Annotated in this window: 11 protein-coding genes; 7 read left to right on the forward strand and 4 right to left on the reverse strand. The window is 74.5% G+C overall.

From position 1 onward, the window contains the following. Positions 1–13 precede the first annotated feature (13 nt). Positions 14–1,081 carry an O-antigen ligase family protein gene (locus ACWD1Z_RS08055; RefSeq protein ID WP_451116568.1) on the forward strand — a complete coding sequence of 356 codons (1,068 nt, stop codon included), beginning with the start codon at positions 14–16 and terminating at the stop codon, positions 1,079–1,081. Positions 1,082–1,083: 2 nt separating this feature from the next. Here the strand turns inward: ACWD1Z_RS08055 and ACWD1Z_RS08060 are convergent, their stop codons facing one another. Together ACWD1Z_RS08060 and ACWD1Z_RS08065 are read right to left on the reverse strand one after the other, a co-directional pair. After that, positions 1,084–1,629 (reverse strand): hypothetical protein, encoded by a 546-nt coding sequence (locus ACWD1Z_RS08060; RefSeq protein ID WP_451116569.1) that lies wholly within the window; start codon positions 1,627–1,629, stop codon positions 1,084–1,086. A gap of 88 nt (positions 1,630–1,717) precedes the next feature. Next, on the reverse strand, positions 1,718–2,503 hold the full coding sequence (locus ACWD1Z_RS08065) for a glutamate racemase (RefSeq protein ID WP_451116570.1): 786 nt from the start codon (positions 2,501–2,503) through the stop codon (positions 1,718–1,720). 16 nt (positions 2,504–2,519) lie between these two features. On the opposite strand from ACWD1Z_RS08065, the gene ACWD1Z_RS08070 reads away from it, so the two are divergent. Next, the gene (locus tag ACWD1Z_RS08070; protein WP_451116571.1) at positions 2,520–3,725 is read left to right on the forward strand and encodes a glycosyltransferase; all 1,206 of its coding nucleotides are present in this window, start codon (positions 2,520–2,522) and stop codon (positions 3,723–3,725) included. Here the strand turns inward: ACWD1Z_RS08070 and ACWD1Z_RS08075 are convergent, their stop codons facing one another. Then, a complete protein-coding gene (locus ACWD1Z_RS08075; RefSeq protein ID WP_451117129.1) occupies positions 3,726–5,003 on the reverse strand; it encodes a TerD family protein in 1,278 nt (425 codons plus the stop codon). It abuts the gene before it with no gap. 303 nt (positions 5,004–5,306) lie between these two features. Between ACWD1Z_RS08075 and ACWD1Z_RS08080 the strand changes: the two genes are divergently transcribed. From ACWD1Z_RS08080 to ACWD1Z_RS08095, 4 genes are all read left to right on the forward strand, one after another. Then, positions 5,307–5,747 (forward strand): DUF6643 family protein, encoded by a 441-nt coding sequence (locus tag ACWD1Z_RS08080; protein ID WP_389417825.1) that lies wholly within the window; start codon positions 5,307–5,309, stop codon positions 5,745–5,747. Between the two features lie 42 nt (positions 5,748–5,789). After that, positions 5,790–6,617 carry an MOSC domain-containing protein gene (locus tag ACWD1Z_RS08085; RefSeq protein WP_451116573.1) on the forward strand — a complete coding sequence of 276 codons (828 nt, stop codon included), beginning with the start codon at positions 5,790–5,792 and terminating at the stop codon, positions 6,615–6,617. Between the two features lie 213 nt (positions 6,618–6,830). After that, entirely contained in the window at positions 6,831–7,439 is a 609-nt protein-coding gene (locus ACWD1Z_RS08090; protein ID WP_451116574.1) for an Rv1733c family protein, read from the forward strand. A gap of 157 nt (positions 7,440–7,596) precedes the next feature. Then, on the forward strand, positions 7,597–10,035 hold the full coding sequence (locus ACWD1Z_RS08095; protein WP_451116576.1) for a right-handed parallel beta-helix repeat-containing protein: 2,439 nt from the start codon (positions 7,597–7,599) through the stop codon (positions 10,033–10,035). Here the strand turns inward: ACWD1Z_RS08095 and ACWD1Z_RS08100 are convergent. Then, positions 10,005–12,338 (reverse strand): hypothetical protein, encoded by a 2,334-nt coding sequence (locus tag ACWD1Z_RS08100; RefSeq protein ID WP_451116578.1) that lies wholly within the window; start codon positions 12,336–12,338, stop codon positions 10,005–10,007. The two genes, ACWD1Z_RS08095 and ACWD1Z_RS08100, sit on opposite strands and share 31 nt — an antisense overlap. A 290-nt stretch (positions 12,339–12,628) precedes the next feature. Between ACWD1Z_RS08100 and ACWD1Z_RS08105 the strand changes: the two genes are divergently transcribed. Further along, the gene (locus tag ACWD1Z_RS08105) at positions 12,629–13,459 is read left to right on the forward strand and encodes a DeoR/GlpR family DNA-binding transcription regulator (protein ID WP_451116580.1); all 831 of its coding nucleotides are present in this window, start codon (positions 12,629–12,631) and stop codon (positions 13,457–13,459) included. The last annotated feature ends 3 nt before the right edge of the window (positions 13,460–13,462 follow it).

A 13,462-nucleotide genomic window follows, 5' to 3' on the forward strand; every position in this document is an offset into this window, starting at 1 on the left:
GGGTGCCACGGGGATGACGTCTACGGTCGGTTCCGAGGGCGCCAGAGACATCGGTGAGAGACGCAACGCTCTGGACGCGGCGGGCGTCGTCGTGCTCGGTGCCTGCGCCGCCTGGTCCCTGGTCACGGCCACCGTCCAGGACGGCCGGCCCGAAGGTGTGCTGCTCGCGATCCTGGCGGTCGCCGCGGGTTACGCGGCGGGCCGGATCGGCGGAGCGCTGCTGCCCGTCGCCGCACCCGGCGCCGCCGCGCTGGCCGGAGTCGCCCTGACGGTGACCCTCCCGCACCTCGGCCCGGATCCCGAGATCGTGCCGCCGCTCGGCCAGGCCGGTGCCACGGCCGCCCTGCTCACCCTGTCCACGGGCGCCGCCTGCTGCGCGGCCTGGGCCGCCACCGCGCCCGCCCTGCGGCTCACCCTGCGCCTGCTGGCGGCCGGGATCGTGCTGACCGCGGCCGCCCTCGGCTCCACCACCGGCTTCGTGGTCTGTGCCACGGTGCTGTTGTGCTCCTTCGCCGCCGGCCGGATGCGGCACCGCGGTGTCGGGGTCGCGGGACTGGCCGTGGCCACGGCCGTGGTGACCGGCCTGACCTGGGCGGTCGCCGGGCGGGCGGTGCCGGACGGGTTCGCCGCGTCGGTGGAGGGCCAGCTGACCGGACACCGCCTGGACCTGTGGCACGACGCCTTGGAGCTGGCCCGGCAGGACGCCGCCCTGGGCGTGGGGCCCGGCCGCTTCGGCGAGCTCAGCACGACCGCCACCAGCACCCTCCTGTCCGACGGCAAACCGCACTCGGCGCCCCTGCAACAGGCGGCCGAGCAGGGGATCGTCGGGGTGGTGCTGCTGGCGGCGGCCTTCTGCTGGATGCTGTTCGCGCTCTGGCGCGCTCCCCGCCCGACACCGGTCGTCCTCACCGCCGGTGCGGCGCTGACCGGCCTCGCGGCGATCGCCGCCGTGGGCAACGCGCTCAGCTTCACCACGGTGTCGGTGGGCGCGGGACTGCTGGCCGGAGTGGCCACGGCACGCCCGCTGCCCGAGGCGCCGCCCGCGGCCGTGCCGGAGCCGAACTCACCCCGCGCGGCGTGAGATCAGTGCGCGGTGCCGGGCGCACCCGCGCGCAGCCGGTCCCGGATGAACCGGACCGCGGCCTCGGCGTCGTCCACGGTGATCGTGAACGTATGCCCGTCCCACAGCCGCAGCACCACGCCCTCACCGCGCCGTACGACGACCGCGGTGCCCTTCTCCGGCCGCCAGCGGTAGCCCCAGCCGCCCCAGTGGCGCGGGGTGACCAGCGGGGCGAAGTCGGCGCCCGCGACATGCGACAGCGGGATGCGGCGGCGCGGCACACCCATGTGGCCGCAGCGCACCTCGAGTGACTCCCTGTCGACCTTCAGGGCGACATGCACGAACGCCAGGGTGCCGAAGAGCACCAGCAGGCCCGCCGCGATGCAGCCGACGACGGCCATCGCGAGCGGGGCGACGCCGGAGGTCCAGGCCGAGTCGACGGCCAGCTCGATGCCGAGCGCCATACAGGCGGCGCCGATCAGCGCCAGCAGCCACTGGACGCGGTTGGTGGCGCGTCCGGTCCAGACGTCGGGGTACGGCGCGTGCTCGGCCCGGGGGTGCTCCCTCATGGCATTGAGGTTACTCAGGTTTCCCTGCGTTGCTACCTCGTGGCGCAGGGTGACTGGTCCGGGTGGGCGTCCTGCGGACGGCCGCCGGTCACCGGGTGGGGGTGACCGCCCGCAGGAGCCGGCCCGCCTCGTAGGCCAGGGCGGCCTCGGGCAGGGCGCCCTCGCGTCCGCTCAGCAGCACCGTGACGGTGCCGCCCGCGTCGGCCTCGGGCGCGGGCTGCGCGCCGATCCGGCGCAGCGCCTGGGCGGCGACCGCTTCGGCGGAACCGCGCAGGACGAGCGGCGGGCGGCCGGGCTGCTGGACGGCGGCCCGGATGCGCTCGGCGACCAGCTCGTAATGGGTGCAGCCGAGGACGACGGTCGTCACGTCGTCGGGGGTCAGGGCGGCGGCCGCGGCGACGGCGGCGGTGATGGCGTCCTCGTCCGCGTGCTCCACGGCCTCGGCGAGCCCGAAGCAGGGCACCTCGGTGACCGTCACCCCGTCGGCGAAGTCCCTGATGAGGTTGCGCTGGTACGGGCTGCCGGTGGTGGCGGGGGTCGCCCAGATCGCGAAGGGGCCGCCGCCGGCCGCGGCGGGCTTGATCGCGGGGACCGTGCCGATCACCGGAATGGCCGGTTCGAGACGGGCGCGCAGGGCGGTGAGGGCGTGCACGCTCGCGGTGTTGCAGCCGACGATCAGCGCCTCGGGCCGGTGCGCTGCCGCGGCCTCGGCGACGGCGACGGCGCGCCGGGTGAGATCCTCGGGGGTCCTCGGTCCCCAGGGCATGCCGTCCGGGTCGAGGGAGAGGACGAGATCTGCGTCGGGCCGCAGCCGTCGTACCGCGGCGGTGGCCGCGAGCAAGCCGATTCCGGAGTCCATCAGCGCGATCTTCACCCGGCCACGATAGTCGATGGGCCCGTGCGGGCCGGTGGCGTGGGGCAGACTGCGCGGGGTGAGCGCCTTCGTGTGGATCGCCGTCGGATCACTCGCCGCCTGGCTGTGGCTGCTGCTGTGTCAGGGCTTCTTCTGGCGCACCGACGTACGGCTGCCGGCCCGGCGGGAACCGCGCGCGTGGCCGTCCGTGTGTGTCGTCGTACCGGCGCGCGACGAGGCGGCGGTCCTGCCCGACAGCCTCCCTTCGCTGCTGGCCCAGGACTATCCGGGGCGGGCCGAGATCTTCCTCGTCGACGACGGCAGCCGCGACGGCACCGGGCGCTCGGCGCGCGAGCTCGCCGACCGGTACGGGGGTCTGCCGCTGACCGTGGACTCCCCCGGTGAACCGCCCGCGGGCTGGACCGGCAAGCTGTGGGCGGTGCGCCACGGCATCGGCCTGGCACGCGCGCGTGACCCCCGCTACCTGCTGCTGACGGACGCCGACATCGCCCACGCCCCCGACAGCCTCCGCCGGCTCGTCGCCGCCGCGGAGACCGGCGGCTTCGACGTGGTCTCGCAGATGGCCCGGCTGCGGGTGGAGAGCGTGTGGGAGCGGCTGGTGGTGCCGGCCTTCGTGTACTTCTTCGCGCAGCTGTATCCCTTCCGCCGGATCGGGAGGAAGGGGAGCCGCACGGCGGCCGCGGCCGGGGGCTGTGTACTGCTGCGCGCGGACGCGGCCGAGCGGGCCCGGATCCCGGACGCCATCCGGCACGCCGTGATCGACGACGTGGCGCTGGCGCGGGCGGTGAAGGGGAGCGGCGGGCACATCTGGCTGGGCCTCGCCGACGGGGTGGACAGCGTGCGGCCGTACCCCCGGCTGCACGACCTGTGGCGGATGGTCTCCCGCAGCGCGTACGCGCAGCTGCGCCACAGCCCGCTGCTGCTCGTCGGTACGGTCGCCGGGCTCGCGCTCGTCTACCTGGTCCCTCCTCTCGCCCTCGCGGCGGGGGACACGGCGACGGCGACGGCCGGGGGGCTCGCCTGGCTGGTGATGACCGGGACGTACGTGCCGATGCTCCGCTACTACCGGCAGCCGCTGTGGCTCGCTCCCCTGCTGCCGTTCACCGCGTCGCTGTACCTGCTGATGACGGTCGACTCCGCGGTGCAGCACTACCGGGGGCGCGGCGCGGCCTGGAAGGGCCGCACCTACGCCCGTCCGGACGCGGTGCCCGAGGAGGGGTGACTACTTGCGGCCGGGCGTCCAGTTCATGCCCCAGCCGTACGCGTAGTCCACGGTCCGCTGCGGGCTCACCCCTCGCTCGGGCACCAGGTAGCGGGCCTCGCGCTGGACGACGAGGTCGCTGCCGGTGTTGGTGATCAACGCCAGCGCGCACACCGTGGAGGGCACCGTGCACTCGTCGAGCGAGAAGTCGACCGGGGCGCCGAACTGGGGCGTGAGGGTGACCGTGGCGTTCAGGTCGGCGAAGGAGCGCGCCCCCTCGTAGATGGTCACGAAGACCAGGATGCGCCGGAAGGCCCGCTGCTGGTCCAGGTTGACGGTGAGGTTCTCACCGGTGGCGACGGCCCCGGTGCGGTCGTCGCCGTCGAGGTGGATGTACGGCGGCTGGTGCAGCGAGCCGTAGGCGTTGCCGAGGGCCTGGACGACGCCCTTGCTGCCGTCGGTGAGCTCATACAGGGCGCACAGGTCTAGATCGAGGTCGTTGTGCATGGCGATCGGTCGGCCCAGCTTGCTCGCCCAGCCCGAGAACTGCTTGCGCACCTGCCAGTTGAGGTTCACCCGCAGGGCGCCCGAGGTCCCGCCCTGCTTGGTCAGCGAGACCGAGGGGGCCGCCTTCGTGAGCGTCACCTTGCTGAGGCTGACCGGGGACGCCTGGGGCGGGGGCGGGGCGGTCGCCGGCATGGCGGGTGCGGCAGGCATCCTCGCCGCGGGAGCGGCGGGGGGCGTCGCGGGTGCAGCGGGCGCCGGGGGTGCCGCCTGCTGCGGCTCGTCCACGGTGATGCCGTAGTCGACGGCCAGGCCCTCCAGGCCGCTGCTGTAGCCCTGGCCGACGGCGCGGAACTTCCACGCGCCCTGCCGGCGGTAGAACTCGCCGAGCACGAAGGCCGTTTCGACGGTGGCTCCGGCGCTGTCGAACCTGGCCACCGAGGTGCCCTGGGCGGCGTCCTTGACCTCGATGGCGAGATCGGGGACCCGGCCGAAGGAGCCGCCGTCGGAGGAGGCGGCGAGGATGACGGTCTCGATCGCGGGCTCCACGCGCGCGAGGTCGACGAGGAGGGTGTCGGTCACCCGGCCGCCGGCGTCCCGCTTGCCCTCGTGCCGGACCGCGCCCGAGGCGTGCGCGGGCTGGTTGTAGAAGACGAAGTCGGCGTCGGAGCGGACCTTCCCGCCGACCAGCAGCAGCGCCGAGGCGTCGGCGTCGGGCACCCCGGGCCCGGAACGCCAGCCCAGTTCGACGCGCAGCGCCGTCGTCGGCACCGGAACGTTCGATCCCTTCGGCATTGACATGTCCGCCCCCATCACGTGTCAGCGCGCCAGGTCGTGCCCCGGCCGGTGTCCTTCGGTTCCGTACAGGGTCAACCTATTCCCCGCGCGCGGGGAAGCGGCACCGGAGGGACCCGGGAAGATCGCCGGCCAACCGCCGGTAACCCCCTCGGAACTTGGCCTTTACCGGATCGGAGTGCCGGATGGCGTCCCTTTTCGTCAAGTTCGCTCGCATTGGGGATCCCGCGTCACCGCCAACACGGAAATCAACCCTCTTATCGGTCTCCCCAACCAGCACATCGTGGGCTTAACTTATGTGCCATGACCTCCCCCCGCTCCACTTATGGTGGCGGCTACTACTCCGCCTCCTTCCCGGACACCCCGATCTACGACTCGCTCGTGGCCGAGCGGGGCACCCCGCAGATCGCCCCGATCCGGGTCCCCGCCGCGTACGACACGAGCAGCAGCCATCTGCCCGCGCTCCCCTCGGCCCTGCCCGCCCTGCCGGCGGCACCCTCCCAGCCGTCCTACGGCAACGGCTACGGCTACCCGCAGGCCCAGCAGCCCGCGCCGCTCCAGCAGGCCCCCGCCGCGTACATCCCGCAGCAGGCGGCCGCGCCCCGCGGCTATCCGGGTCCGCAGCCCCAGCAGCCGCGCCCGGCGGCCCCGACGGGCTACGAGGCGATGCGTCCGGCGGCGCCCCGGCCCGCGGCGCCGGTGTACCAGGACCCGTACAACAACCAGCAGTACCGCGGCTACTGAGCCGTTCCCCGGCCGGTCGGTGCCACCTGGCACGATGACCCCATGGGGAATGCGCGACTTGAGTCGATACACGTTCATCCGGTCAAGGCGTTCCGGGGCACCGAGCCCCGGGAGGCCGTGGTGGAGCCCTGGGGGCTGGCCGGTGACCGTCGCTGGATGCTGATCGACGACGGGGGAAAGGTCGTCACACAACGCCAGCAAGCACGTCTCGCGTTGGCCGCCGCCGAGCTTCTGCCCGGCGGCGGCCTTCGGCTGTCCGCGCCCGGCATGGAGCCGCTGGCCGTCCGGGTGCCGAAGCCCGCCGGCACCGTCCCGGTGGAGATCTTCCGCGACAAGGTCCAGGCGGTGCCCGCCGAGGACGACGCCGTGCACGCCTGGTGCAGCACCTATCTCGGCATCGCCGTACGCCTGGTGCACCTGGACGACCCGGCGACGCGCAGGCCCGTCGACCCGGAGTACGCGCTGCCCGGTGAGACCGTCAGCTTCGCCGACGGCTACCCGCTGCTGCTTGCCTCGACCGCCTCCCTCGACGCCCTCAACACCCTGATCGCCGAGGGCGATCACGCGGACGAGGGGCCGCTGCCCATGAACCGGTTCCGGCCGAACGTCGTCGTCTCCGGCACCGCCGCCTGGGCCGAGGACGAGTGGTCCCGTCTCGCCATCGGCGACGTCACCTTCCGGGTCGCCAAGATGTGCGGGCGGTGCGTCGTCACCACCACCGACCAGGGCACCGCGGGACGCGGCAAGGAGCCGCTGTCCACCCTCGGACGCCACCGCCGCATCGGCGGCAAGCTCGTCTTCGGGCAGAACCTGGTGCCGCTGACCGGCGGCACGATCCGGGCCGGGGACCGGGTCGAGATCCTCGCCTGACCCACGATGGCGAGATCCTCGCCTGACCCGCGGTGGCGGGAACCACGCGTGACCCGCGGGGGCGGGAACCACGCGCGGCGGCCCGCGCGTTGAGCCTTTCGCGAGCAGTTCATGAGAGGTTCGGGCGCGGGTGATGTCGCTCTCCCTTCGGCCGGGATCGGGCGTGAGCGGCTCCGCCGGGGGTGGTCACGGAGCGGGAGGGGGTGCGGGACGGTGCGGGCCATCAGTGGGCTCTGGCGCTGGCGGCACAACCCGCTGCGCCGGGCGACCGATCTCGCCGAGGCCTGGGTCGCGCTGTGCGCCCTGCTGCTCCTCCTCGTCCTCGCCCCCGTGGCCGGCGCCCTGGCCGGCGCCGCCGCGCAGGAGGCGCTGCAGGAGTCGGTACGCGAGCAGCGGGCCTCCCGGCACCAGGTGACGGCCACCGTCGCCGGCACCCTCGGCGGCTCCCCGCTGGACGCCGACCCGGAGACCGCCGCCTCGGGCCGGGAGGTGCGCACCCGGGTGCTGGCCGACTGGACCGCGCCGGACGGCACCGAGCGGCACGGCGCGGTCACGACGCGGATCGACGATGCGCAGCCGGGCGACCGCTTCCCGCTGTGGACGGACCGTCAGGGCCGCGTGGCCGCCCGCCCGCTGGACTCCGCGACGGCGACCACGCATGCCGTGCTCGCCGGGTTCGGCGCGGCTCTGCTGGTCATGGGCGCCGTCGAGAGTTCCAGACGGCTGATCGTCTGGCGCATGGTCCGCCGCCGGTACGCCCGTTGGGACCAGGCCTGGGACCGGGCCGGACCGGACTGGGGCCGGACCGGCGCCGGCAGCTGACCGCGTTCCGCCTCTGGTCAACCCGAGGACTGCGCGCACGCTACGGTGGACCGGCCGAGTCTTCGGCGAAGATCCGCGCGGGCCGGTCACCGGCGCGCCGACGCGTCCCGAAGGCGACGAGCCGTCAGTACGACCGAGGTGGGGGCACAACAACGCCATGGCACAGGGCACGGTCCAGGTGACGCACACCGGCACGTCGCGGTGGCGGCGCCGCACGGGTGAGTACGCATCGCTCGCCGCAGCGCTCCAGGCCGCGGCCGACGGTGACGTCCTCACCATCGCGCCCGGTACCTACCGGGAGAACCTCGTCGTCCAGCGCCCGGTGACCCTGCGCGGCCCCGAGGGCTCCCCCGGCTCGGTGCGGATCGCCCCGCCGGACGGTGTGCCGCTGACCGTGCGGGCCTCGGCGGTGATCCAGGACCTGCATGTGGAGGGCCAGGACTCGGCGGCGCCCGCCCTGCTGATCGAGGAGGGCGCGCCGGAGCTGGCCGACATCCGGATCGTCACCCGTTCCGCCGCCGGCATCGAGGTGCGCGGCGGTGCCCGGCCGACCGTGCGGCGCTGCACCGTCGACAACCCCGCGGGCGTCGGCATCGCCGTCCTCGACGGCGGGGGCGGGGTGTTCGAGGAGTGCGAGGTCGTCGCGGCCGGCCAGTCCGGTGTCGCCGTGCGCGGCGGGGGCCACCCCCGGCTGGAGCGCTGCCGGGTGCACCACGCCGGCGCGGGCCTGACCGCGACCGGCGAGAACTCCGCGCTGGAGGCGGTCGGTTGCGAGGTCTACGAGGTGCGGGGCAGCGGTGTCCAGATCACCGGCCGGGCCACCGCGCACCTCACCGACTGCGATGTGCACCGCACCGCGGCCGACGGGGTCACGCTCGACACCGACGCCGTGCTGACCCTCGCCGACTGCCGGATCCACGACATCCCGGAGAACGCGGTCGACCTGCGCTCCCGTTCCGTGCTCACCCTGACCCGCACGACGGTGCGGAAGTTCGGGCGCAACGGCCTGTCGGTGTGGGACCCGGGCACCCGCGTGGACGCCAACCAGTGCGAGATCTTCGACAGCACCGGCGACTACCCGGCCGTCTGGGTCAGTGACGGCGCCACCGCCGTGCTGGACTCGTGCCGGGTGCACGACGTGCCGGACGCCCTGTTCGTCCTCGACCGCGGCTCCCGCGCGGACGTCGTCGACAGCGACCTGTCCCAGGTGCGCAACACCGCCGTGTCGGTGAGCGACGGCGCCACCGCCCAGCTCGACGACTGCCGCATCCGGGACGCGGCGACGGGCGCCTGGTTCCGCGACCACGGCAGCGGCGGCACCCTCGCCAACTGCGCGCTGGACGGCGTGCAGACCGGCGTCATCGTCACCAAGGGCGCCGACCCCACCATCGAGCGGTGCACGGTCGACTCCCCCGCCGAGGCCGGCTTCTATGTGTCGGCGGGCGGCCGGGGCAGCTTCCTGAACTGCCGCGTCACCGGCAGCGCGGGGTACGGCTTTCACGTGATCGACGGCTGCCGCACGACGCTCAGGAAGTGCCGTACGGAGCGCTGCGCCCGCGGCGGCTACGAGTTCGCGGACGCCGGCCCGGACACGGGCTCCGGGACCGGGCCCGTGGTGGAGGACTGCACGAGCGACGAGAGCGCGGGACTGCGCTCCCCGGCCGCGCCCCGCGAGCCGGCCGTGCAGACCGCGAGCCAGTCACCGGGCCTGCTCGGCGCCATCCCCGGCCAGCGCGCCACCGGCCAGGACCCGTCGGCCGCCCCGCCCGCGCCGGAGCGGCCCGCGCGGACCTCCCAGGACGTCCTCGGTGAACTGGACGCTCTGGTCGGCCTGGACAGCGTCAAGCGCGAGGTGCGCGCGCTCACCGACATGATCGAGGTGGGCCGGCGCCGCCGGGAGGCGGGCCTGAAGGCCGCCTCCGTCAAGCGGCACCTGGTCTTCACGGGCTCCCCCGGCACCGGCAAGACGACGGTCGCCCGGCTCTACGGCGAGATCCTGGCCTCCCTCGGTGTCCTGGAGAAGGGCCATCTCGTCGAGGTGTCCCGGGTCGACCTGGTCGGCGAGCACATCGGTTCCACGGCGATCCGCACCCAGGAGGCCTTCGACAAGGCACGCGGGGGTGTGCTGTTCGTCGACGAGGCCTACGCGCTCTCCCCGGAGGACTCCGGCCGGGACTTCGGCAAGGAGGCCATCGACACCCTGGTGAAGCTGATGGAGGACCACCGGGACGCGGTGGTGGTGATCGTCGCGGGCTATACGGCGGAGATGGAACGCTTCCTTTCGGTCAACCCGGGGGTGGCCTCCCGCTTCTCGCGGACCATCACCTTCTGCGACTACAGCCCCGAGGAACTGCTGCGGATCGTGGAGCAGCAGGCCGAGGAGCACGAGTACCGGCTGGCGCCGGGCGCCGCTCAGGCGCTGCTGGCGTACTTCACGGCGCTGCCCAAGGGGCCCGCGTTCGGCAACGGCCGTACCGCGCGGCAGACCTTCGAGGCCATGGTGGAGCGGCACGCGGGCCGGGTCGCCCAGGTGGCGGAGCCCAGCACGGAGGAACTGACGCTGCTCTACCCGCAGGACCTGCCCGAGTCGCCCTGAGCCCGGGGGGCGGGCAGCTGGAGGCGCAGCCGGGCCAGCAGCCGTTCGCGTTCCTCGGCGAAGGCCGGGTCCGCCTGGTAGTCGGAGTGGCCGAGGACCGGCGCGGGCAGCGGGTGCAGTTCGGTGCGGCCGAAGGCGAGGGGGTCCTTCAGGGCGTCGCGGTCCACCTCGGGGCCGCAGGCGCCGGACAGCAGGACGGGGCCGCCGATGGGGTCGGTGGGCCGGTGGAGGTTGCGCCAGCAGTCGACGTCGTGGTGCAGGGCGCTGAGCGCGGCGGGGCCGAAGTGGGCGGGGAACCAGCGGCCGTAGAGGCGCTCCAGGGGTGAGCCGTAGGTCAGCAGGGCGACGCGTTTGCGGACGGTCGGGTGCAGTTGCCAGGCGGCGGCCGCGGCGAGGACGCTGCCCTGGGAGTGGCCGGACAGCACCAGGCGGCCGCCCGTGGCCCGGGTCCAGGTGGCCATCCGCCAGGTCAGATCGGGCACCGCGCGCTCGGCGTAGCAGGGCGGGGCGAAGGGGTGGGCGGCGCGCGGCCAGAAGGTGCCCACGTCCCAGAGGATGCCGATGGTGCGGCGCGCGGAGGCGTCCTTGTAGGCACGCCGGCCCCAGGTGACGAACAGTATGAAGCCGAGGCCGATCAGCCAGGAGCCGAGGGCCTGGGCGGTCTCGGCGGCGCCCTGCACGAAGGCGTGCGCGGGTTCGGTGGCCTCGGCGGGGGTCTCGTCGGTGGTGAGGGCGCCCACCAGGGCTCCCGCGCCGAGCAGCAGGGTGGCGGTGGAGACGACGGCGACCAGGAGCGGGCCCCGGTCGGTGAGGGAGGCCATCGCGCGGGTGCGGGCGATACGGCGGCTGCGCGTGCTGTCCTGCGGTTCGCCGCCGTAGTCGCGCCGCACGGCGGCGAGTTCGGCGCGCGCGAGCCGCACGGTGTGCCGGGCGAGCCAGCCGCACAGCAGGAGCACCAGGATCAGCAGCGGCGGGATGACGGACGCCTGCCAGGTCAGCAGGACCGGCGGGCCGGGGATCGAGGCGCGCGTGCCGTCCAGCCAGTCGGCCACGCGCTGGGCGACGCCGCCCGACATCACCCCGCCGAGGGCGCAGGCCAGCATGGTGACGGCCGGACCGCCGAGGCCCCGCATCGCGGCCCGTCGGTCGGGGTGGGTGCGGTGCAGGACGGAGGCGATGACGGCGAGGGCGATGACGAGCAGTCCCTGGACGAAGGCGAGGGCGCCGAAGGTGGCGTCGCCGGGGAGCCGGCCGCTGGACGTCCACTGCGGGCGCTGCCAGGCGGCGTAGACCAGGGTGAGGGCCAGCAGGGCGAGGGAGACGAGTGGCAGGCGCCGTACGAGAGCGTTGTCGCGCCGCTGGTCGAGGCGGTGCTCGCTGCGGCCGCGGCGGCACACCACCCAGACCACGACGACCGCCGCGCTCAGCAGGGACGCTTCCATGAGGCGGCCGAGGGCGTCCAGGGCGGCGGGGCCGCCGGGCCGGTGGTCGAAGCGGGCCGCCGGCAGACCGGCCGCGGCGGCGACGGTGAGCAGGCCCGCCGCGGTGTGCGCGGCGCGCAGCCGGGCGACCAGGCGGCGGCCGTACCAGAAGCCGGGGCGGCCCAGCGCGGTGCGGTCGGTGTCCTCGTCGGGCTCGCCCGCGCGGGTCAGCGGCTCCTGGGACTCGTACGCGCTCCAGGTGCGGTGGGAGAGGTACCAGAGCAGGCCGGTGAGGGCGAGCGGCACCAGGGCGGCGAGGGCGAGGCGGCGGCCGGGCAGGCTCCACCAGCCGGCGTCGGCGGCTCGGGGCGACAGGAAGTCCAGCCAGGAGTGGCGCTGCGCGCACGCGCGGGTGCCCGCGCACTGCCAGGCGGTGAGGTCGAGGGCCACCTCGCAGGCCGCCGCGACGAGCAGCACCGTCAGGGACAGCGCGGCGAGGCGGACGAGCAGGCCGTAGAGGCGGACCGTGCGGAGTCGGCCGCGGACGCCGGGGCGCATCCAGTGGGCGAGATTGACCACCATGAAGGGCAGCAGCAGCAGCCACAGGGCGCGGGCGCCGTGGCCGGAGGTGAGGTTGCACCAGACGTAGGCCTCGGGGACCGGCCGGTCGCGGTAGTCGGCGGGGCGGGACTCGGCGTCGGCGTCGTCGGCGCGCCGGAAGACGGCCGCGGTGTCGTCGCCGGCGATCCGCTGAGTGCGGGGATCGCCGAGCATGTCCGCGGGTGTGGTGCCGCCCACGCCGTGGACCAGGAGTTCCAGGGCGATGTCGGCTTGCTCGGGCCGCGTCGCGGCGGCCGAGGCATGGTCTGGCGCACGCTCCACTGTTCGCCCTTCCCCCGTGACGAGCCGTCGGCTGGTGTGGTGCGGGCACCAGGATCGCCGGTCGGCGGGCGGCTCACACCCCTCGTCACGGAATCTCCCCGATCCGGATGACAGGACGGGGAACGGATGATGCGCGGGTGACATGCGCGCGTCGGACAGCCGGTGGCGCGGGCCGTGCCCCGGCGTGCGAGGATGGGACGTCCGCGGCCCCTCAATGGCGAGAATGTGCTCGTCGGAGCGGGTGCGCGAGGCGGGTGAGACGGCTTGAGGCGAAAGGAACCGGAGCGTACGTGAGTGAGAATCAGAACCTCCTCGCGGAGCAGCGGCGCGCCCTGATCCTGGACGAGGTCCGGCGCCGCGGCGGGGTCCGGGTCAATGAGCTCACCCGCAAGCTCGGCGTGTCGGACATGACCGTGCGCCGCGATCTCGACGCGCTGGCCCGGCAGGGCGTGCTGGAGAAGGTGCACGGCGGCGCGGTGCCGGTGGTCGAGGCGAGCACCCACGAGCCGGGCTTCGAGGCCAAGTCGGGTCTGGAGCTGACGGCCAAGGAGGACATCGCGCGGGCCGCGGCCGAGCTGGTCGCCCCGGGCGCGGCGATCGCGCTGTCCGGGGGGACGACGACGTACGCGCTGGCCCATCAGCTGGTGGACGTGCCCGACCTCACCGTCGTCACCAACTCGGTGCGGGTGGCCGATGTCTTCCATGTCGCGCAGCGCACCTCGGGCCCCCGGCAGGGCGCGGCCACGGTGGTGCTGACCGGCGGGGTGCGCACCCCGTCCGACTCGCTGGTGGGGCCGGTGGCCGACCAGGCCATCGCCGCGCTCCACTTCGATGTGCTCTTCCTCGGGGTGCACGGCATATCGGTGGAGGCCGGCCTGTCGACGCCGAACCTCGCCGAGGCCGAGACCAACCGCCGTCTGGTGCAGTCGGCGCGCCGGGTCGTGGTGGTCGCCGACCACACCAAGTGGGGCGTGGTGGGGCTGAGTTCGTTCGCGGCGCTGCACCAGGTGGACACGCTGGTGACGGACCGGGGCCTGCCCGTCGAGGCGCGGACCGAGGTGTCGGAGCAGCTGCGGCGGCTGGTCGTCGCCGGAGAGCCGGAGGACCCCGCAGACAGCTGATGC

The organism is Streptomyces sp. NPDC002784, assembly GCF_053592135.1.